20 protein-coding genes and 1 tRNA gene are annotated in these 19,247 nt (G+C 70.3%); 7 read left to right on the top strand and 14 right to left on the bottom strand.

Going from position 1 to position 19,247, the window contains the following annotated elements:
• The first annotated feature begins 134 nt into the window (after positions 1-134).
• Entirely contained in the window at positions 135-689 is a 555-nt protein-coding gene (locus BA895_RS23065) for a DUF4282 domain-containing protein (protein WP_083283149.1), read from the top strand.
• A 75-nt stretch (positions 690-764) separates the two neighbouring features.
• On the opposite strand, the gene BA895_RS08920 is transcribed toward BA895_RS23065, so the two are convergent.
• The 3 genes from BA895_RS08920 to BA895_RS08930 all read right to left on the bottom strand — a co-directional run bounded on the left by BA895_RS08920 (position 765) and on the right by BA895_RS08930 (position 3,968).
• Entirely contained in the window at positions 765-1,781 is a 1,017-nt protein-coding gene (locus BA895_RS08920; RefSeq protein ID WP_070191597.1) for an agmatine/peptidylarginine deiminase, read from the bottom strand.
• 65 nt (positions 1,782-1,846) lie between these two features.
• Entirely contained in the window at positions 1,847-2,809 is a 963-nt protein-coding gene (locus BA895_RS08925; protein WP_083283150.1) for a nitrilase-related carbon-nitrogen hydrolase, read from the bottom strand.
• 58 nt (positions 2,810-2,867) lie between these two features.
• Positions 2,868-3,968, bottom strand: coding sequence for a hypothetical protein (locus tag BA895_RS08930; RefSeq protein WP_070191551.1), 1,101 nt, complete (start codon positions 3,966-3,968; stop codon positions 2,868-2,870).
• An 84-nt stretch (positions 3,969-4,052) separates the two neighbouring features.
• On the opposite strand from BA895_RS08930, the gene BA895_RS08935 reads away from it, so the two are divergent.
• The 3 genes from BA895_RS08935 (at position 4,053) to BA895_RS08945 (ending at position 6,982) form a co-directional block, all read left to right on the top strand.
• Complete coding sequence (locus BA895_RS08935; RefSeq protein WP_070191552.1) at positions 4,053-4,565, top strand: SigE family RNA polymerase sigma factor; 513 nt, start codon at positions 4,053-4,055, stop codon at positions 4,563-4,565.
• Positions 4,562-5,476, top strand: a complete 915-nt coding sequence (locus tag BA895_RS08940) for a hypothetical protein (protein ID WP_070191553.1) — start codon at positions 4,562-4,564, stop codon at positions 5,474-5,476. The genes BA895_RS08935 and BA895_RS08940 overlap by 4 nt, the downstream gene beginning before the upstream one ends.
• Positions 5,477-5,599: 123 nt before the next feature.
• Positions 5,600-6,982: an FAD-binding oxidoreductase gene (locus BA895_RS08945; RefSeq protein ID WP_070191554.1), complete on the top strand. Its 1,383-nt coding sequence runs from the start codon at positions 5,600-5,602 to the stop codon at positions 6,980-6,982.
• Positions 6,983-7,155: 173 nt separating this feature from the next.
• Here BA895_RS08945 and rplL read toward each other — a convergent pair whose 3' ends face one another.
• Together rplL and rplJ are read right to left on the bottom strand one after the other, a co-directional pair.
• Positions 7,156-7,539: a 50S ribosomal protein L7/L12 gene (gene rplL, locus BA895_RS08950; RefSeq protein ID WP_070191555.1), complete on the bottom strand. Its 384-nt coding sequence runs from the start codon at positions 7,537-7,539 to the stop codon at positions 7,156-7,158.
• A 66-nt stretch (positions 7,540-7,605) separates the two neighbouring features.
• Positions 7,606-8,271 carry a 50S ribosomal protein L10 gene (rplJ, locus tag BA895_RS08955; protein ID WP_070191556.1) on the bottom strand — a complete coding sequence of 222 codons (666 nt, stop codon included), beginning with the start codon at positions 8,269-8,271 and terminating at the stop codon, positions 7,606-7,608.
• A 297-nt stretch (positions 8,272-8,568) separates the two neighbouring features.
• Between rplJ and BA895_RS08960 the strand changes: the two genes are divergently transcribed.
• Together BA895_RS08960 and BA895_RS08965 are read left to right on the top strand one after the other, a co-directional pair.
• On the top strand, positions 8,569-9,465 hold the full coding sequence (locus BA895_RS08960; RefSeq protein WP_070191557.1) for a DUF3152 domain-containing protein: 897 nt from the start codon (positions 8,569-8,571) through the stop codon (positions 9,463-9,465).
• 8 nt (positions 9,466-9,473) lie between these two features.
• Complete coding sequence (locus BA895_RS08965) at positions 9,474-9,944, top strand: hypothetical protein (RefSeq protein WP_139142582.1); 471 nt, start codon at positions 9,474-9,476, stop codon at positions 9,942-9,944.
• Between the two features lie 45 nt (positions 9,945-9,989).
• Here the strand turns inward: BA895_RS08965 and BA895_RS08970 are convergent, their stop codons facing one another.
• The 9 genes from BA895_RS08970 to BA895_RS09010 form a co-directional block, all read right to left on the bottom strand.
• The gene (locus tag BA895_RS08970; RefSeq protein WP_070191559.1) at positions 9,990-10,262 is read right to left on the bottom strand and encodes a hypothetical protein; all 273 of its coding nucleotides are present in this window, start codon (positions 10,260-10,262) and stop codon (positions 9,990-9,992) included.
• A complete protein-coding gene (locus BA895_RS08975) occupies positions 10,262-11,350 on the bottom strand; it encodes a C2 family cysteine protease (RefSeq protein WP_070191560.1) in 1,089 nt (362 codons plus the stop codon). The genes BA895_RS08970 and BA895_RS08975 overlap by 1 nt, the downstream gene beginning before the upstream one ends.
• Positions 11,351-11,471: 121 nt before the next feature.
• Positions 11,472-12,689 (bottom strand): thiolase family protein, encoded by a 1,218-nt coding sequence (locus BA895_RS08980; RefSeq protein WP_070191561.1) that lies wholly within the window; start codon positions 12,687-12,689, stop codon positions 11,472-11,474.
• Positions 12,690-12,824: 135 nt separating this feature from the next.
• A complete protein-coding gene (gene ggt, locus BA895_RS08985; protein ID WP_254666398.1) occupies positions 12,825-14,723 on the bottom strand; it encodes a gamma-glutamyltransferase in 1,899 nt (632 codons plus the stop codon).
• A gap of 149 nt (positions 14,724-14,872) precedes the next feature.
• On the bottom strand, positions 14,873-15,589 hold the full coding sequence (gene rplA, locus BA895_RS08990) for a 50S ribosomal protein L1 (protein WP_070191600.1): 717 nt from the start codon (positions 15,587-15,589) through the stop codon (positions 14,873-14,875).
• 108 nt (positions 15,590-15,697) lie between these two features.
• Positions 15,698-16,132, bottom strand: a complete 435-nt coding sequence (gene rplK / locus BA895_RS08995; RefSeq protein ID WP_070191562.1) for a 50S ribosomal protein L11 — start codon at positions 16,130-16,132, stop codon at positions 15,698-15,700.
• A gap of 98 nt (positions 16,133-16,230) precedes the next feature.
• Positions 16,231-17,040 (bottom strand): transcription termination/antitermination protein NusG, encoded by an 810-nt coding sequence (nusG, locus tag BA895_RS09000; RefSeq protein ID WP_070191601.1) that lies wholly within the window; start codon positions 17,038-17,040, stop codon positions 16,231-16,233.
• A gap of 271 nt (positions 17,041-17,311) precedes the next feature.
• Positions 17,312-17,581 (bottom strand): preprotein translocase subunit SecE, encoded by a 270-nt coding sequence (secE, locus tag BA895_RS09005; protein WP_070191563.1) that lies wholly within the window; start codon positions 17,579-17,581, stop codon positions 17,312-17,314.
• A 100-nt stretch (positions 17,582-17,681) separates the two neighbouring features.
• A tRNA-Trp gene (locus BA895_RS09010) sits at positions 17,682-17,754 on the bottom strand.
• A 171-nt stretch (positions 17,755-17,925) separates the two neighbouring features.
• On the opposite strand from BA895_RS09010, the gene BA895_RS09015 reads away from it, so the two are divergent.
• Positions 17,926-19,245, top strand: a complete 1,320-nt coding sequence (locus BA895_RS09015) for an aminotransferase class I/II-fold pyridoxal phosphate-dependent enzyme (protein WP_070191564.1) — start codon at positions 17,926-17,928, stop codon at positions 19,243-19,245.
• Positions 19,246-19,247 lie beyond the last annotated feature (2 nt).

Here is a 19,247-nt window from a genome sequence, read left to right on the forward strand (position 1 = left end):
CGACCGGATGCAGGGGGCGCTGGCCCCCGGGACACGCGCGGGCGCCGGTCGCTTCTGCCACGCTGCCGCAGGCTCCCGCCCTACGATGACCGCACGAGCCCGAGCTCGGGCCTCGACCGACGAAGGGAACCGAGATGTCAGACCCGAACCCTCCGGAGCAGGGGTCCTTCGGCCAGCCTGCCGGAGGCACCCCGCCTCAGCCCCCCCAGCAGTCCCAGCAGCCGAGCACTCCCCCACTGCCGCCGACGCCCCCGAGCTCGCAGGGGCCGGACACCCAGCGGATGCCGTCCTCCGGCGCCACCACGCCCCCCGCTCCGCCGGCCGGCGGCTCAGGCGGCTCAGGTGGCTCTCCTTCTCCGACGACGGCCAACGTGCAGGCCGCGGTGCAGAGCGTCGCGAGTGACAGCAGCGGCTTCATCTCCGCCCTCTTCGACTTCACCTTCACCCGGTTCGTCACCCCGATGCTGGTGCGGTTCGTCTACCTGCTGGCCACGGTGGCGCTGGTCGCCAGCTGGCTGGCCTTCGTCATCACCGCGTTCATCACCAATGTGGGCCTGGGCCTGTTCGCGCTCATCATCGGCCCGATCATCCTGATCATCTACCTGGCCATCATCCGCATGACCCTCGAGTTCTACCTCTCCGTCGTGCGGATGAGCGAGGACATCCACCGGCGGCTGCCCCAGGGCTGACCGCCGACACGGGCCCAGAGGGTCCAGAGGGCCCCGAGGTCCCAGAAGACCACCGCGCGGTTCCCGACGCGGCGGTCAGAGCGCCGGTTGCTGTTGGGTGATGCAGTGGATGCCGCCGCCGCGCTCGAAGAGGGGGCGCGCGTCGACGCCGACGACCTGGCGGCCCGGATAGGCCTGCGCCAGCATCTGCAGCGCCGGCTCGTCGTTCGCGTCGCCGAACGTGCACGCGATGACGCCGTCGTTGACGACGAGGTGGTTGAGATAGCTCCAGTCGACCAGCCCCTGCGCGTCGGTCACGGTGCGCGGCGCCGGCACCCCGATCACCTCGAACCGCGCGCCTCGGGCGTCGCGGGCCTGCTCGAGCAGCTCACGCAGCTGCCGCGACACGGCATGGTCGGGGTGGGCCGGATCGCGCTGGTCGTGCAGCAGCAGAACCCCCGGCGCCGGGAGCGTCGCCACGATGTCGACGTGCCCTCGGGTGCCGAACTGGTCGTAGTCGCGGGTGAGACCACGCGGCAGCCACACGAACGCAGTCGCACCGATGGTGCGCGTCAGCTCGGCCTCGACGTCGGCCCGGGACAGGCCTGGGTTGCGACCCGGGTCGAGCTGCACCGTCTCGGTGAGCAGCACCGTGCCGATCCCGTCGACGTGGATGCCGCCGCCCTCGTTCACCAGGGGTGAGGAGACCCTCTCGGCCCCGGCCACCCCCGCGACGAAAGAGCCGATGCGCGCATCGTGCTCCCAGCTGGCCCAGGACTGGGCCCCCCAGCCGTTGAACACCCAGTCGACGGCGCCGAGCCTTCGCTCACCCGGATCGCTGCTCACCACGAAGGTCGGGCCGATGTCTCGCATCCAGGCATCATCGAGCGGGGCCACCACCAGCTCGATGTCGGAGCCCAGCCACGACCGGGCCATCGCGAGGTCTCCCGCGGACACGACCATGCGCACCGGCTCGAACTGTGCGACAGCTTTCGCCACGGCCGCCCAGGTGGTGCGGGCCTGGTCGGCCTCCTCCGTCGTGTCTCCGAGCGTGTAGCCGGTGGTCGGCCAGGCCATCCAGGTGCACTCGTGCGGCTCGGTCTCGGCCGGCATCCGCCATGCCGTGGCCGTGGCCGGGTCCGCCTTCGGACGACTGGTCGGATCAGTGGTCGGACCGGTCACGGCGAGACCTGGCGGCGGTGCTCGTCTCGGATCGGGTCGGCAAGCGCGGCGTACGAGTCGGGCCGACGTGTCGAGAGGAACGGAAAGAGCGTCAGCCAGTCGTCGCGCTGCGCCAGGTCGAGGTCGGCGACGAGCACCGCGGAGGCGTCGCGCGGGGCCTGAACGAGGATGCGACCGTAGGGGTCGGCGATGAAAGAGCTGCCGTAGAAGGTGATCAGGCCCTCAGTGCCGTAGCGGTTCGGTACCACCATGAACAGCCCGTTGGCGATGCCGTTGCCGACGATCACCTGCTGCCAGAGCGGCTGCGTGTCGAAGTCGGGGTGGTCGGGTTCGGAGCCGATGGCCGTCGGGTAGCAGAGCACCTGAGCCCCGCCGAGTGAGTAGAGACGGGCCACCTCGGGGAACCACTCGTCCCAGCAGGTCGGCAGCCCCAAGCGGATGGTCGGGTCGTCAAGCGTGACAACGGGATACGCGTCATCTGCGGGGCCGGGGCGAAAGTACTTGTCTTCGAAGTAGCCCTCCGTCACAGGGATGTGGGTCTTGCGCGTGCGAGCGACGATCTCACCCGTCGGGGCGATGACGACCGCAGTGTTGAAACCGAGCCCGTCGCCCTCCTCGGCCGCCTCGTAGAGCGAGGCGTGCACGAACACCCCGAAGTCGCGGGCCGCGGCGCGCGCGAAGGCCACCGTCGGGCCAGAGTCGAGGTCTTCGGCCAGCTCGCTGGGGACTCCGTCGGGGAGGGTGTCGGCCGGGTAGCGCGACAGGGTCAGCTCGGGCAGGAACACGATCGAGGCCCCCGCCTCGGCCGCCTGGCGGATGCCGTCGCGCAGGGTCGTCACGAGGACGGCAGCATCCTCGTCCCAGGCGTGCTGCACGAGGGCGACGCGCACCGGGGCGGCTTGGGCCTGCGCGACGCGCGCCAGCGACGGGGGGACGGCCTGGGACTGGATGAGTTCCACAGCCCGCAGTATGCCGGACCCGGCCCGCCTCGCACGAGGGGGCCGCTGCTGCCCGACGCTAGTGGCGGTAGTCGACGTCGGTGTTGACGGCGCTGCCCTCGACCCGCAGGGTGAGCGCCTTGACGGCGTGGTTCGCGGGTAGCTCGTTCAGCGCCGCAAGCACCCCGTTCAGGCGTTCGAAGGTGTCGGGGGTGGGCACGGGCGGCTGCCCGTCGGCGTTGCCCGACAGCCCGGTCACCCGGTGCTGCTCGTCGAGGGTCAGCGTGGCCGTGATGTTCTCGACATGGGCTCCGCGCTGCTCGGCGATGCCGTCTCGCAGCGTTCGCGCCGCCTCCTGCGACACCTGTCCCATCACGATCATGGGCGGTGGCCCGTCTTCGGCGAGCTCACCCGGCTCGATGCCGCCGTCACCGATCTCGGTCGACGGGCTGTCGGAGCCGGTAGCGGTACCGGCCGCGTCGGCGGGCCCGGTTCCGGTGCCTGCGGGACCGGCCGCGCCCGCGTCGGCGGGCCCGGTTCCGGTGCCTGCGGCGTTGCTCACGCCTACGTCACCCGTGCCGAACGCACTGCTTGCCTCCTCGGGGGTGACGCCATCAGGACGGCCGGCCGTGTCGGCCGGTGCGGTGACGCGGTGCCCCTCGCTGACCGAGCCCACCGCGGCGAACTCGATCTTCGTGAACTCGACCACCTCGTCACGCGCCAGCGAGTTGTCGATGACGTAGGCCAGGTTCACCGGCAGGTCGCTCATCCCGGGATGCAGCTGCTGCCCGACGAACCGAGCGCAGAGCAGCAACGCGTGCACGCGCACCATGGGTCGTCCGCGACGGTCCTCGGTGCGCTGGTCCGCCTCCAGCCGCCCCATGTCGAACGACTCCCCCGGGTAGAAGTGCAGCGGCCGCTCGAGCACCATGACCGAGTAGTCGGGGCGGTCGGGCCCGGGAAGCAGCTTGTAGAGCTCGCCGTTGATCGGCAGCTGCCACTCGAGCTCGGGAGGGGCCCCATCGAGGCCCGTGATCGCGACCTTCGGGCCGTACCGGCCCATCTCGGGGAGGGCAGCACCCTCACCGAGGTCGCTCGTCTCCTCGTTCTCGGGCAACGCCGGTACTGCCAGCTGCGGATCGCCTGACGAGGGCTTCTTGTTGCGCGACAACCATGCCATTGCCCCAACGTACCCAAACCCGCTCGGCCGAACTGCAGCGGATCGCGCCGCCCGATGCGTCATGGTGGTGACAGGGGGTGAGGTGTGGAGGCGACGTTCGAGGCGTTCGTCCGGGCTCGAGGCCCCGCGTTGCTGCGCTACGCCCACCTGCTCTGCGGTGACGCCGGTCGGGCGGAGGACCTCGTGCAGGACGCGCTCGTCAAGGTCTACCGACGCTGGGGACCCGACATCGCAGCACCCTCGGCCTACACCCGTCGCGCCATCACGAACGAGTACCTGAGCTGGCGACGACGACTGACCAACCGCGAGGTTCCGACGCAGCTGCCCGAGCCCGCGACGCGCAGCCACACCGACGCGATCGCCGAGCGGGATGCCGTATGGCGCGTGCTTGCGGGCCTCCCCCGTCGCCAGCGGGTGGTCATCGTGCTCCGTTACTACGAGGCCCTCCCCGACCGTGAGATCGCCGACCTGCTCGGCCTGGCCGAAGGCAGCGTGCGCAGCCTGGCCGCCCGGGCCTTCGCGACGCTGCGAGCGCACCCCGAGCTGCGCGACGCAGCATCCGTCGACCGAGCCAGCAGAGCGGAGCCATCGCCATGACCGCATCCACCCCTCCCGGCGAACCAGGCGATGTGAGCGACCTCGAGCGACTCGTTCGCGACGCGCTCGAGCACGAGGCCTCGCGGGCACCGCTGGGGTCGCGGCTCGTCGACGCCGTCTCCGAGCGCACCGACGGGTCGGGTCGCCGCCGGTTCTGGCTCCGGTCGCCCGGTCTGCGGCGTCCCCTGGTGCTTGCCGCGGCAGTGTTTGCGCTCGCAGCGGTCGTGGTCGGCGTTGCGCTGCTCTTGGGTCGGGCGGCGTCTGGCCTGCTACCGGCTGGGGGCTCGGTATCGGCCGAGGCCACCTCGGTGTCCCCCCTCACGTCCAGGGTCGACCTCGTCGGCTCCGGCCGGTGTGCCGGGCTGGCTCTGCAGGTCGAGCAACCCGGCGGCGCGGCCGGCGGCGCGAACCCGCTGGTGACCTGGGTGCGCCCCGGGGCAGACAACCGGCTCACCGTCGACGGCAACGACCTGCGCTACCTCCACGCCGAGGGCCCGTGCGTCGACCGGCTCTCCTACGACATCGTGAGCCTCGACGGGCCGTCGGGCCTGCAGGGCGCGAACGGCACCGTCGGCCAGCGGTTCAACGACGAGGAGGGCATCGGCCTGCTGGTCTCGGCCTCGGCCACGAAGGCCCGCGCACGCATCGACGTCAGACTGACCTGCCCCGGCGGTGACGGCTGCGCAGCCCCAGACACTGCGGTCGCCTCGATCGTCGTCTCGGTCGTGCCACCGTTCCTCGACGGCGAGACCTCGGCGCCCACGGCGCTGCCGACTGTGACGACGTCGATCCTGGCGACATCCGGGTCCGAGACGTTCACCGACAGCGTCGTCGCACCGGGCGCCGCAGCCGGCACCGGCGGGCCGGTTCCCACCACGACGGTGACCCTGACCGCCACCCCGTCCCCCTGACCATCCTGCGCGTCCACTGCTCGACCCACTGCTCGACCCAGTCCTTGCCCCACTGCGCGGTCGGCTGCCCCACCCGCTGCCCGACCACCGCCGCAGTCGCGGCGACGTGGTTACGGTGGTGACGTGACGACAACGAGCACGACCGCTCCCGACCTGGCCACCCTCGAGGGCGACCTCTCCCCCGGCGCCTTGGCCACCGACCCCGACGTCGTGGAGAAGTACCGCCGGGACTGGACCGCGTCTGAGGCTGCGGGGGTTCCGCTGGGCGTGGTCCGGGCCCGTGACGTGGCCGACGTGCAGGTGACCATGCGCTGGGCGGCCGCACACGGCATCCCGATCGTGCCGCGCGGTGCCGGCAGCGGTCTGTCGGGCGGCTCGTGCGCCGTCGACGGGTGCATCGTGCTCAGCCTGGAGCGAATGCGAACGGTCGAGATCGACCGCGGCACCCGCACCGCTGTGGTGGAGCCCGGCGCCCTCAACGTGGAGGTGAAGAAGGCCGCAGCAGAGCACGGTCTCTGGTACCCGCCCGACCCGTCGTCGTTCGAGATCTGCTCGATCGGCGGAAACGTCGCGACCAACGCCGGTGGCCTCTGCTGCGTGAAGTACGGCGTGACGACCGACTACGTGCTCGGCCTCGACGTGGTGCTCGCCGACGGAACCTTCGTTCGGCTCGGCGGACAACGCATCAAGGACGTCGCCGGGCTCTCCCTGCTCAAGCTCTTCGTCGGCAGCGAAGGCACCCTCGGCATCGTCACGCGAGCGGTGCTGCGGCTCGTGCCGCCCCAACCGCCCGCAGCGACCCTCGTCGCGACCTTCCCCACGGTCGAGGCGGCCGCGAACTCCGTGGTCGCCATCGGAGCGGTGCTGCGCGCTTCAATGATGGAGCTGATGGACGCCGCGGCGATCAACGCCGTCGAGGACTACGTCACGATGGGGCTCGACCGCAGCGCTGGGGCGATGCTGATCGCCCAGTCCGATGCCCCCGGCGCCGCTCGAAGCGAGGAGATCGCCCTGATGCAGCGTGAGTGCGAGGCCCACGGCGCCAAAGAGTGCTTCGTCACCGACGACCCGGCGGAGGGCGAGCAGTTCGCGGCCGCTCGTCGAGCGGCGTTCCCGGCCATCGAACGACGCGGAGCAATGATGCTCGAGGACGTCGGGGTGCCGGTGCCGCTGCTGCCGCAGCTGCTGGGCGGTATCGCCGACATCGCCGCACGGCACCGCGTCGAGATCCCCGTCGTGGCACACGCGGGCGACGGCAACACGCACCCGATCGTGATCTACCCGGCCGGCGACGCCGAGGCCCAGGCCCGGGCCGCCCTGGCCTTCGACGAGGTGATGGCGATCGCGATCCGGCTCGGGGGCACGATCACTGGCGAGCACGGGATCGGCCGGCTCAAACGGGCCGCCCTGCCCGCCCAGCTCGGGCCCGAGGTGATGGCGCTGACCCATCGCATCAAGGCGGCCCTCGACCCGCAGGGCATCCTCAACCCCGGAGCCGGCTTCTGACCCGACCCGGCCACCGGGTCGGGCCCGTGTGCGTCTGACCGTGCCAGCACCCGGATCACCGCACACGCTGGGCAGAACGCCGAAGGCGAGGCCGACCGATGGTCGACCCCGCCTTCGCGGTGGTGCGCGGTGGTGCTGGGTGCTGCTGAAGGTCCCGGCTCAGCCGGGACCGTTCACTTGAGCTCGACGGAGGCGCCGGCGGCCTCGAGCTGGTCCTTGGCCTTGTCGGCCGCAGCCTTGTCGACCTTCTCGAGAACGGGCTTGGGGGCGCCGTCGACGAGGTCCTTGGCCTCCTTGAGACCCAGGCTCGTGAGGGACCGGACCTCCTTGATGACCTGGATCTTCTTCTCGCCCGCGGCGAGCAGCACGACGTCGAACTCGGTCTGCTCCTCGACCTCTTCGGCGGCAGCGCCGGCGCCACCGGCAGCGGCGACCGCGACGGGCGCGGCGGCGGTGACCTCGAAGGTCTCCTCGAACTGCTTCACGAACTCAGAGAGCTCGATCAGGGTCATCTCCTTGAAAGCGTCAAGGAGCTCTACGGTGCTGAGCTTGGCCATGATGGCTTCCTTCCTGTTACTTGCCGTGAGTGGCTGGTTGATGAATCGAACGAACGCCGGTGGGCGTCAGCTCTCGTCGCCACCCTCGGCGACGTCGGTGGGTGCAGCTGACGACACAGAAGCTGCCTCGGCAGCCGGGGCTGCGTCGACGGTGTCGTCAGAAGCGGGCGTCTCGTCGGCGGCGGCTGCCTCCGGCTCGGCGGTGGTGTTTCCACCCTGCGCCTCGACCTTCGCGCGCAGAGCGTCGACCACACGGGCCGTCTGCGCGAGGGGTGCGGCGAAGAGGTAGACGGCCTTGGTGAGGGAGCCCTTCATGGCGCCCGCCAGCTTGGCCAGCAGAACCTCGCGGGACTCGAGGTCCGCGAGCTTGGTGATCTCCTCGGCGGTCAGCGGGTTGCCGTCGAGGACGCCAGCCTTGATCACGAGGAGGGGGTTTGCCTTGGCGAAGTCACGCAGGCCCTTGGCCGCCTCGACCGGGTCACCGGTGACGAAGGCGATCGCGGTCGGGCCCTGGAGATGGCCGTCGAACGCCGTGACGCCCGCTTCCCTGGCCGCGATCTCGGTGAGCGTGTTCTTGACCACGGCGTAGGTGGCGTGTTCCCGGAGCGTGCTGCGCAGCTGCGAGAGCTGGGCCACGGTCAGACCGCGGTACTCGGTGAGAACGGCCGCACCGGACTCACGGAACTTGTCCGTGATCTCGGCAATGGCTGCCGTCTTCTCAGAGTTGGCCATCTGGGCCTCCTTCCCTGCTTGGCGCCGCCGGGTGAGGGTCCTCCACGAGAAGAGCCCCGGCGCAGGGCGCTCGGGGCTCGGCGGCATCCGATCGGATGCCGTAGAAGCTTGAGTGTCCTGCGCTGGCTGCCCGCTCGAGGCGGGACCTTCGGGAGGGGCGTGGAGCCCACGTCCTCCAACCGGCGGTCATTGGTCAGGTGTGACAGTACGCGGTGGTGCGGCACGCCACCAAATCGAGCCGGACCCGCTGCGGTGTGGTGCTCGCGTTCGCCCACCCACTCCCCTAGCGTAGGGGCCATGCCCGGAGCAGAGCACCGCCACGCCCCCGTGGGTTCCACGACCGTGCTGGCGCGGCGACGAGCCCTGGCCGTGGCCGCCGTGGCTGCCTGCCTGGCGGCCGACGTGATCGGCGTCGCTGCCGCGGCCAACCGCGACGACGGAGCGAGCGCAGGTGTCTTCACCTCCATCGCGGCAGTCGCCTTCAACGCGGGTACTGCCTCCCCGAGCTCCTCGGCTTCCCCGGCTTCGGTCGACGGCGCTGCCTCCGAGAGCTCGGCCGACGGCGGCGAGACGGTCTCGAGGCCCGCGAAGAAACCGACCCCTGCACCGGCCCCCGCGAGCGCTCCCAAGGTCGTCCAGCGCGGCACCGGCACCTTCACCGTGGTGGCGGTGCCGACCGGAGCGGTCAAGCAGGTTCCCACCAAGGGTCGAGAGGTCAGCTACACGGTGGAGACCGAGGGTGGCCTCGGCGTCGATGCCACTGACTACGCCTCGGCCGTCGTGGCCAACCTCACCGACCCCCGCGGCTGGCAGAGCCGCGACAAGGTCCGCTTCGTCAACGTCTCGCCCGCGCAGGCCGCCGCCGGCACCAAGCCTGACCTGCGCATCACCCTGGCCAGCCCCGACACCACCGACCGGCTCTGTGCCCCCCTCGAGACGCGCGGCCAGGTGAGCTGCCACAACGGCATCCGGGTGGTGCTCAACGCGCGCCGCTGGTTGCTCGGCGCCGACGCCTACGGCAAGGACGTCGCGTCCTACCGCATCTACCTCGTCAACCACGAGGTCGGTCACGGGATCGGGCACGGCCACCTGCAGTGCGCCGGCAAGGGCAAGCCCGCCCCGGTGATGATGCAACAGACCTACGGGCTCGACGGGTGCACTGCGTGGCCCTGGCCCACCACCAAGCCGGCCTGAGTCGGCCCGTGAGCGATCAGCGGCGCAGCATGACCACCCGGTGCCTGACGGCCGCGACGACAGGTGTCGTGATCGCGCTGGCGGCCGGCTGTTCCTCCCCGTCGCTGCGCGCCGCCGAGGCGAGCACCGCGTACGAGCCGGTGCTGCGCGAGGTCGCCGACGCCGCGACGACGGCCACGAAGGCGCAGTGGGTCGAGTCGTCGGCCGGAGGTGTCCAGGCCGTCGGCGACGGTTGCACCTGGTTCTCGCGAACGCTCACCTCGCAGACCGACCTGTCCAACCCGCCCCAGTGGGGCCCCGTCGTCTCCGCCACCGAAGAGGCCCTGCGCAAGCACGGGTTCGCGTCGGCCACCTCCTCCGAGCTCAAGGGCGGCTACACCGGGGTCGAGTCCGGCGACGAGCGGGGCGCGCGGCTGACCATCTCGGCCAAGGGCAGCACGACGCTGCGCATCACCGTGCCGGTCAGCGACGGGTGCTGACCTCACCCTGAGCCCGCGGGTCTTCGGCGCCGGGCCCTCGCGCGCTCAGTCGGCCGGACCGACCGGCTCCCACGCCAGGTCGACCGACTCGCGCCCGTCAGCAGACGACCGCCGATGCACGCCGGTGACGGTGATCGACCCTTCCCCGGGCACGACCACCGTCTGGCCCTGGGCCAGGTCGACGATCTGCTGGTGGTCGGGGCTGCGCAGCGACAGCCGAACGGTCAGCACGCCCTTCTTGACGCCCGCGCGCATGACCCCGACGCGAACCCTCCCGAAGTGTGGCTGGCTCCCCTGGCCGGCGGTGAGGTTCTCCATCAGCCGTCCTTTCCCGACACGCTGTAGGTGCTGTCGAAGTTTTCCTTGTACTGCTTCTCGGTGAGCCAGATGTCGCCCACCTTCTGGGTGTCGTCGTCCTTGAGATAGCCGCCGTCGGGCCCCCACGGGTTGACGAGGTGGATCATCCGCTGCCCGTCGTGCTCGGCCACCTGGTCGACCATGTAGGCGTGGTTCGGCACGATGCGGTGGTCATCGACCTCGTCCTCCCAGAACCAGAAGGCGTCGTCGTCCTCGGTGCCCACCGCCATCAGCCGGCCGTCCTTGAGGTTGCTCTCGATGTCGTCGAAGCTCGACTCACCGCCGCTGTGGGTCTCCCGGCCGGTGATGGCCGCGAACGCGTCGTCGGAGTTGCCGCCGTCGATGTCGCTGTACTCTCCGCCCCGCAACGAGGCCATCGCCTTCTCGTAGATCGAGGCGTAGTTGGGCTGACCGTCGGGATCGCGGGCTCCGTTCTCGATGACGGAGGCGTCGACCGTGACCTGCACGGCTTCTCCGTCGTCGTAGAGGGTCACGGTGTAGGTGCCGGCCGAGTCGTCGTAGGTCACGTGGTCGCGGATGAACTGCGGGTCGTCGCGGGCGATCGGACCGAGGGCGGCCAGCAGCCAGCAGTCGCCGATCTGGCCCTGCTCGATGTCGGTCATCTCGAGGTCGCCATCGGCCATCGAGATGGCGCCGATCTTCTCGTACGGGCCGAGGTCGCTGTCGCCGGTGGGGTTGACCGGGTTGCGGTCGCCGCCGTGGCCGGAGCCGTTCCCGGCACCGCTTCCCGGGTTGGCCTCGAACGGGGAGCCGCCGCCCTGGCTGGTCTCATGCTGAGCCCGGGCGTTGCGCCGCAGCGCGAGCGCCATGGAGTCGAAGGTGCTCAGACAGCCCGCCAGCCCGGCGTCGGCGTTCGGCCACGAGCCGACGAAGGCGTCGAGGTCACCGCCTCCCCACTGGCCCCGCAGGTCTCGCACCGCCTGGCTTGCGTGGCTCCGCACAGCATCGAGCTCGCGCGAGTAGCCACTGATCCGCTCGGCGCTCGCCAGCAACGCCACGGGATCGGCGCCCTTGCGGTAGATGGCCAAGCCGAACCCCTCCCCTCGATGCCGGAACGGCCAGACTAGATGCGGCGTATCCCGATGGCCATGGGGAGCACTCCCCTGCCCCACCGGTTCGAGGTGTTTCCTCGCGGCGCGGTGCGGCCCCTTACCTCGAACCCGCGCCCGACGTGACGTTCTCGAGCACCACCGCCAGGCCCTGCCCGACCCCGATGCAGATGGCGGCCACCCCCCACCGCCCGCCGCTGCGCTCGAGGCTGCGGGTGAGGGTGGCGATGACGCGCCCACCCGAGGCGCCGAGCGGGTGACCGATCGCGATGGCTCCCCCGTGCCGGTTGACGATGTCGGGGTCCACGGGCCACGCGCCGAGGCACGCCAGCGACTGGGCCGCGAAGGCCTCGTTGAGCTCGACGGCCGAGACATCACTCCACCGGATGCCGGCCCGCTCGAGAGCGCGGTTCGCCGCCTCGACCGGGGCGTAGCCGAAGTGCTGCGGGTCGAGGGCGCTGGCCCCCCTTCCGGCGATGCGTGCCAAGGGTTCCCGACCGATCCGATCACCCGCAGCTGCGCTGCCGAGCAGCACCGCAGACGCACCGTCGTTGAGGGGCGAGGCGTTCCCGGCTGTGACCGTGCCGCCGGACTCCGCCGCCCGGAAGACGGCCTTCAACCCGGCCAGCCGTTCGGGCGTGGTGTCGGGGCGGATCGACTCGTCGCGCGCGAGATCGACCCCCGGCACAGCGACCACAAGATCGTCGTAGAAGCCATCGGCCCAGGCCCGGTCGGCGAGCACGTGCGACCGGGCCGCGAAGGCGTCCTGGCTCTCACGGGTGATGCCGTGGCGCTCTCGCAGCTGTTCGGTCGCCTCACCGAGCGAGACGGTCCACTCCTGCGGCATCGCCGGGTTGACGAGGCGCCAACCGAGGGTCGTCGACACGAGCGTCAGGTCGACTGCAGGGTAGGGGCGCTCGGTCTTGGGCAGCACCCACGGGGCCCTCGACATCGACTCCACTCCGCCGGCCAGCACGACGTCGGCGTCTCCGGTCGCGATCTGTCGAGAGCCAACCATGACGGCGTCGAGGCTCGACCCGCAGAGCCGGTTCACCGTGCTGCCCGGCACCGAGGTCGGCAGCCCGGCCAGCAGGGTGGCCATCCGCGCGACGTTGCGGTTCTCCTCACCGGCGCCGTTGGCGTTGCCGAACACGACCTCGTCGATACCGGCGCCCGCCTCTGCCGCGAGTCCCGGTGCCCGGGCGACGATGGCCCGCACCACGTGGGCGGCCAGGTCGTCGGGCCGCACCCCGGCGAGGGCGCCGCCGAACCGTCCGAAGGGTGTGCGGATGCCGTCGTAGACGAACGCTTCATGCATGGGGTGTCTCCTGCCTCAGGGCCGGCCGGCGTGCGCTCCGAGCCTAGAACCGCACACAAGGATGCCGCTGGGCGGGCTCGATGGCCCGTCCAGCGGCATCCTGGTGCCTCGACTCGAGGACGGTGTCAGGCCCGGTCAGCGGAAGGGCCGCACCACCATCGCCGAACCGCCACCCCGACGGGTCGTCTCTGCAGCAGCCAGCAGCACCTTGCCGTAGCTGCGGATCGCCGTGACGGCCCCGATCTCGTTGGGGGTGCCGGCCGAGGCCAGCTGGTGCCCGAGAGCGGTCAGCCCCGCGCCGACCGCGGTACCGAGGATCTCGGGCTCGGCGCTCTCACTCGAGCCGTTGCGTGACGACAGCCGCGGCGCCGCGATCGCGTCGACCAGGGCCAGGTCGCGGTCGACATAGCCGAGGATGGTCTGGCTCACCGAGGTGATGATCGTCGAGCCACCGGGCGAACCCACCGCGAGGTAGGGCTTGCCGTTCTTCAGGATGATCGTCGGGCTCATCGACGAGCGCGGTCGCTTGCCCGAGCCCGGGAGGTTCGGGTCGGGCACGCCGGGCGTCAACGGGGTGAAGTTGAAGTCGGTGAGCTCGTTGTTGAGCAGGAAGCCGTAGCCGGGAACCGTGATGCCCGACCCACCGGTCTGCTCGATGGTCAGGGTGTAGGAGGCGACGTTGCCCCACTTGTCGGCCGTCGTCAGGTGGGTGGTGGACTTGCCTTCGTAGGGCTCCCGCTGACCGACGCCCGTCGCGTCGCAACCGCCGTATGTGCCGTCAGGGGATCCGAACGCGATCGGCCTGGCCTGAGTTGAGGTGGGGCTGAAGCCGCAGGCCCGCTGCTTGGCGAACTTCGGGTTGGTCAGCGCCTTGACCGGCACGCCCTCGACGTCGCCGACATAGCGGTTGCGGTCGGCGAACGCGGTGGCGGAGGCCTCCGAGAAGCGGTGCAGGTAGTCGACCTCGCTCAGCTTGCTGGTGGCGACCCCGGTCTTGTTCTCGTAGGCCTTCATCAGGTTGAGGATCTCGGCGATGGCGATGCCACCCGAGCTCGGCACCGGCATCCCGTAGACGTCGAGGCCCTTGTAGCTCGAGGCGATCGGCGCCCGGTTCGGGGCCGTGTACTTGCGCAGGTCGGCGCGGGTGACCTGACCGCCCATGACGGTGACGCCGGGAGCCGTGTGCGGCTTGCGGGCCTCGGCGACGATCGCGTTGCCGAGCCGGCCGTCGTAGACCGACGTGACACCCTGGTTCGCCAGCACCTGGTAAGCCCTCGAGAGGTCGGGGTTGCGGAACACGCTGCCGACCGCCGGCGCATCCCCGTTGCGCAGGAAGACACGTGCTGTCGCCGGGAACATCGAGAACCGCTCCGCGTTGGCCGTCGTCTGGTCGGCGAAGGTCTGGTCGACGACGAAGCCGGTGCGGGCCAGCTTCTCGGCGGGGGCGAGCACCTGCTTGAACGACATCTTCCCGTGCTGGCGCACCGCGTTGGCCCAGAGGGCCGGCGTGCCGGGCACCCCGATCGACAGGCCCGAGCTGACGACGGTTCCGAAGCTCATCGGGGTGCCGTCAGGGTTGGTGAAGGTCTTGTCGGTGAAGGTCTTCGGGGCCGTCTCTCGACCATCGATGGTCGAGACCTTCTTGGTCTTGGCGTCGTAGTAGACGAGGAAGCCACCGCCGCCGATGCCGGCGCTGTAGGGCTCGGTGACGCCGAGGGCCGCCGCGGTGGCGACCGCGGCATCGGCCGCGGTGCCTCCGTCACGCAGCACGTCGATGCCGACCTGGGAGGCATCCCGGTCGACGGACGACACTGCGCCACCCCAACCGGTCATGACCGGTTCCTTGGGCATCTGCTGGGTTGCGCCACGGGCCGCGTCGGAGGCCACGACCGCGCCGGCCGCCGTGGGGCGGGCCTGAGCCGCCGGGTTGACCAGGGCCACCGGGAGGGCGACGGTGGCGACCCCCGCGGCCACTCGCAGGGCCAAGCCGGTGCGTCTGGGTCGTGCTGCTGGGAAAGTGCTGTGTCCGCTCATCCTCGGACCGTAGCGGTGCCTCGGCGCGGCTGCCACCCCAGAGACGACCCAAGTTCTCACCCGGACTCCGCGGCCCACGAGACGCAATGGGGGAGGTTCGCCGGCATCTGGTGCCGAGGAACCTCCCCGAGTGCTGTGTGCTGTGTGCGTCAGACGGTCGCGTCCTCTTCGAGCAGGTTGCGGGTCTTGGTGAAGTCGAGCGGGATGCCGGGGCCCATCGTCGTGCTGACGGTGGCCTTCTCGATGTAGCGGCCCTTCGACGACGACGGCTTGAGACGCAGGATCTCCTCGAGCGCGGCGGCGTAGTTCTCGACCAGCGACTTCTCGTCGAAGCTCACCTTGCCGATGATGAAGTGCAGGTTGGCGTGCTTGTCGACGCGGAACTCGATCTTGCCGCCCTTGATGTCGGTGACGGCCTTGGCGACGTCCATCGTGACGGTGCCGGTCTTGGGGTTCGGCATCAGGCCACGCGGGCCGAGCACCTTGCCCAGCCGACCGACCTTGCCCATCATGTCGGGGGTGGCGACCACGGAGTCGAAGTCGAGCCAGCCGCCCTGCACCTTCTCGAGCATGTCGTCAGACCCGACGAAGTCGGCCCCGGCCTCACGGGCCGCCTCGGCCTTGTCGCCGTTCGCGAACACGAGCACGCGGGCGGTCTTGCCCGTACCGTGCGGCAGGTTGACCGTGCCGCGCACGGCCTGGTCGGCCTTGCGGGGGTCGACGCCGAGGCGCATCGCGACCTCGACGGTCTCGTCGTACTTGGCTCGGGCGACCTGCTTGGCGGTGCGCACTGCCTCGAGCGGCGTGTAGATCTTGCCGGGCGTGATGGCCTCGGCGGCGGCGCGGTAGTTCTTGCTGCGCTTCATGTTCTGCTCCTGGTTCAGTTCTGCTGGTGGAGTCGTGGTGACGGACCAGCGCGGTCCTCCCACGGGGCCGAACGGCATCCACGTCGGATGCCGTTCAGGCGGTGGTCGTCAGAGCGACGTTTCGATGCCCATCGAACGGGCGGTGCCGGCGATGATGCGGGCCGCCATCTCCTCGTCGTGGGCGTTGAGGTCTTCCATCTTCATCCGGGCGATCTCGAGCACCTGGTCGCGCGAGAGCTTGGCGACCTTGGTCTTGTGCGGCTCGCCGGAGCCCTTGGCGACGCCGGCTGCCTTCTTGATCAGCTCAGCCGCCGGGGGCGTCTTGGTGATGAAGGTGAACGAGCGGTCTTCGTAGACCGTGATCTCGACCGGGATGACGTTGCCACGCTGGCTCTCCGTCGCGGCGTTGTAGGCCTTGACGAACTCCATGATGTTGACGCCGTGCTGGCCGAGGGCCGGGCCGACGGGCGGCGCGGGCGTGGCGGCACCCGCCTGGATCTGCAGCTTGATGAAGCCGGAGACCTTCTTCTTCTTGGGAGGCATGCTTTTCTACTTTCCTTGGGTGTTGGGCCTACGCCTGAGGTGCTGGCTGGGCGATGACCCGGTTGCAGGGACCGCCCGCTCGCGCGGGCGAGATCCGGTCAGATCTTGGCGACCTGACCGAAAGACAGCTCGACCGGGGTCTCCCGGCCGAAGATCGAGACCAGAACCTTGAGCTTCTGGGTGTCGGGGCTGATCTCGGAGATGGTGGCCGGCAGGGTCTCGAAGGGCCCTTCCATGACGGTGACGGACTCGCCGACCTCGAAGTCGACGACCCGGATGTCCTTGGCCGACCCGCCGGAGCCGGAACCCGCTTCACCCTCGCCGGCCGGCAGGTCGAAGGTCGGAGCGAGCATCGTGAAGACCTCGTCGATCGACAGAGGCACTGGCTGGTGGGCGTTGCCGACGAACCCGGTCACGCCGGGCGTGTGGCGCACGGCGCCCCAGCTCTCGTCGGTGAGGTCCATGCGCACGAGGACGTACCCGGGCATCCGCACGCGCCGGACGTTCTTCTTCTGCCCGTTCTTGATCTCGGTGACCTCCTCCATGGGAACCTCGATCTCGAAGATGAAGTCCTCCATGTTGAGCGTCTGGATGCGCGTCTCGAGGTTCGCCTTCACGCGGTTCTCGTAACCGGCGTAGGAGTGGATCACGAACCAGTCGCCGAAGCGCGACCGCAGCTCGGCCTTGTAGTCGGCCACCGGGTCGCCGCTGCCGGTCGGCTCGGCGGCCTCGGCCAGCGCGTCACCGGCTGCCTCGTCGTCGGCTGCCTCGTCGTCAGCTGCCTCGTCGTCGGCTGCCTTGTCGTCGGCTGCCTCGTCGGCGGCGGCTTCATCAGCGGCGGCGTCCTCGTCAAGGGCGTCGATCTCGTCGCCGACTGCGACGACGTCATTGTCTTCGGTCTCGGGCATCACCGTGGTGTGCACCGCGTACGGGCTGTCGCTGGCGGGGTCAGTCTGCGTGAGGACCTCGGATGCCGCGGCGTCGATGGGCTCCACGTCGTCGGGAGTTCCCGGCACAACGCCCTCGGCGCTGTCGGGGGTCTCGGTGCGGTGGGCGTCGTTCGAGGCAAACTGCTCGGACACGCGTTGACCTACTTCCTTGCTGGTGGACCGGCCCGGGGCCGGCTGGTTGCTGATGCGGCCTGACGACCGGGACGGTCGAGTCAGGTCAGCGCGAAACTCAGATGACGGTGCCCGTGAACGCCCAGGAGATGAGCTTGCTGAAGCCGAGGTCGAAGCCCGACACCATGGCCATCATGACCATCACGAAGACGACGACGACGGTCGTGTAACGCACCAGCTCGGGCCCCGTGGGGCGAACGACCTTGCGCATCTCGTCGAGGATCTGGCGCACGAACAGGCTGAGGGCACCGAAGAGCCGTGACACGACGTTGCCGTCGCGGGACTTGTCGGCCCGCCCGGACTCGCGCTTGGCGCTCGTCTCCGTCACGATTCCTACTTTCTACCTGGGTGCCCGGCCCCGGAGAGCCCACCTGCTCTGGCAGGTCGCCAACCGTAGGCCCGCGCGCACGAGAACCACATCTGTTGCGCAGGGCAAGAGGGACTCGAACCCACAACCGCTGGTTTTGGAGACCAGTGCTCTACCAATTGAGCTATTGCCCTTCACCGTCGGCCACGAGGTGGCCCCGGCTGGACGGCATGCGTCAGCATGGCCAGCGAAGCCGTCCGAGCGTCGATCATACGGGACGGCGCTGACCAATGGCGAACCCGAGCTGCTCACCCGCATCCGGACCCGTTCCGGCCCGACGTCGGCGACAGTGGCAGGATCGGGGGGTGACCACCCACGCAGCCCTCGCGTCCCTGTCGGCCGACGAGCTCGCCTCGTTCCTCTCCGACCAGCAGAGAGCCTACGCCGAGCTGCGGGCCGGCGGCCTGAGACTCGACCTCACCCGGGGCAAGCCGTCGGCGGCCCAGCTCGACCTGTCGAACGCGTTGCTGACCCTGCCGACCACCACCAAGGACCGGGCCGGCGTCGATGTGCGCAACTACGGCGGGCTGGCAGGGCTGGTTGAGCTGCGCGAGATCTTCGCCGAGCTGCTCTCGACCTCCGCCGAGCAGGTCGTCGCCGGGGGCAACTCGAGCCTGTCGATGATGTACTCGACGATCGTCGACTTCATCATCCAGGGCGGTGTCGAGTCGCCGCGCCCCTGGTCGCAGGAAGAGACGGTGAAGTTCGTCTGCCCGGTACCGGGCTACGACCGCCACTTCTCGATGCTCGCCTCGTTCGGCATCGAGATGGTGACGGTGGCGATGAACGACGACGGGCCCGACATGGACGCCGTCGAGGCCCTCGTGCGCGACGACGCGTCGGTCAAGGGGATCTGGGTCGTGCCCACCTACGCCAACCCCTCCGGCGTCGTGGTGAGCCAGGAGGTCGCCGCCCGCCTCGCTGCCATGCCGGCCGCCGCCCCCGACTTCACCATCTTCTGGGACAACGCCTACGCCTTTCACCACCTCACCGACCACGAGGCCAAGAGCGCCGACATCATCACGCTGGCGGCGGCATCCGGGCACCCGAACCGGCCGATCATGTTCGCCTCGACCTCGAAGATCACCTACGCCGGCGCCGGCGTGGCCGTGCTCGCCGCGAGCCCCGACAACGTCGCCTGGTACCTGCGGCACCTGTCGATGGGCTCCATCGGGCCCGACAAGGTCAACCAGCTGCGTCACGTCGAGCTGTTCACGAACGCCGACGGGGTGCGGGCCCACATGCACGGGCACCGTCAGATCATCGCGCCGAAGTTCCAGGCGGTGCACGACGCCCTCACCGCGGGCCTGGACGGCCTCGGCATCGCGACCTGGAGCAATCCGACCGGGGGCTACTTCGTCAACCTCGACGTGCTCGACGGCACGGCGGCTCACGTCGTGGCGCTGGCCAAGGAGGCCGGTATCGCGCTGACCCCGGCCGGGTCGTCCTTTCCCCACGGTCATGACCCCCGCGACCGCAACATCCGTCTCGCCCCGACCTTCCCCGTGCTCGAGGAGGTACGAGCCGCCATGGCGGGGGTCGCGACCTGTGTCGCGCTGGCGGCCGCGGAGCAGCTGACGGCCCAGCGACCGGGTACGGATGCCGCCCTGCCCGACCCCGAATGACC

The sequence above is a fragment of the Humibacillus sp. DSM 29435 genome, assembly GCF_001758225.1.
In the GTDB taxonomy this organism is placed as follows: Bacteria; Actinomycetota; Actinomycetes; order Actinomycetales; family Dermatophilaceae; genus DSM-29435.

Coding starts and splice junctions, on each gene's coding strand:
- BA895_RS08970 (WP_070191559.1), bottom strand. CDS start 10,262: ATGGAGAACCTCACCGCCGGCCAGGGGAGCCAGCCACACTTCGGGAGG.
- BA895_RS08940 (WP_070191553.1), top strand. CDS start 4,562: ATGACCGCATCCACCCCTCCCGGCGAACCAGGCGATGTGAGCGACCTC.
- ggt (WP_254666398.1), bottom strand. CDS start 14,723: ATGAGCGGACACAGCACTTTCCCAGCAGCACGACCCAGACGCACCGGC.
- BA895_RS08930 (WP_070191551.1), bottom strand. CDS start 3,968: ATGGCATGGTTGTCGCGCAACAAGAAGCCCTCGTCAGGCGATCCGCAG.
- rplK (WP_070191562.1), bottom strand. CDS start 16,132: ATGCCTCCCAAGAAGAAGAAGGTCTCCGGCTTCATCAAGCTGCAGATC.
- BA895_RS08980 (WP_070191561.1), bottom strand. CDS start 12,689: ATGCATGAAGCGTTCGTCTACGACGGCATCCGCACACCCTTCGGACGG.
- BA895_RS08920 (WP_070191597.1), bottom strand. CDS start 1,781: ATGCCGGCCGAGACCGAGCCGCACGAGTGCACCTGGATGGCCTGGCCG.
- rplJ (WP_070191556.1), bottom strand. CDS start 8,271: ATGGCCAACTCTGAGAAGACGGCAGCCATTGCCGAGATCACGGACAAG.
- BA895_RS08960 (WP_070191557.1), top strand. CDS start 8,569: ATGCCCGGAGCAGAGCACCGCCACGCCCCCGTGGGTTCCACGACCGTG.
- BA895_RS23065 (WP_083283149.1), top strand. CDS start 135: ATGTCAGACCCGAACCCTCCGGAGCAGGGGTCCTTCGGCCAGCCTGCC.
- nusG (WP_070191601.1), bottom strand. CDS start 17,040: ATGCCCGAGACCGAAGACAATGACGTCGTCGCAGTCGGCGACGAGATC.
- rplA (WP_070191600.1), bottom strand. CDS start 15,589: ATGAAGCGCAGCAAGAACTACCGCGCCGCCGCCGAGGCCATCACGCCC.
- rplL (WP_070191555.1), bottom strand. CDS start 7,539: ATGGCCAAGCTCAGCACCGTAGAGCTCCTTGACGCTTTCAAGGAGATG.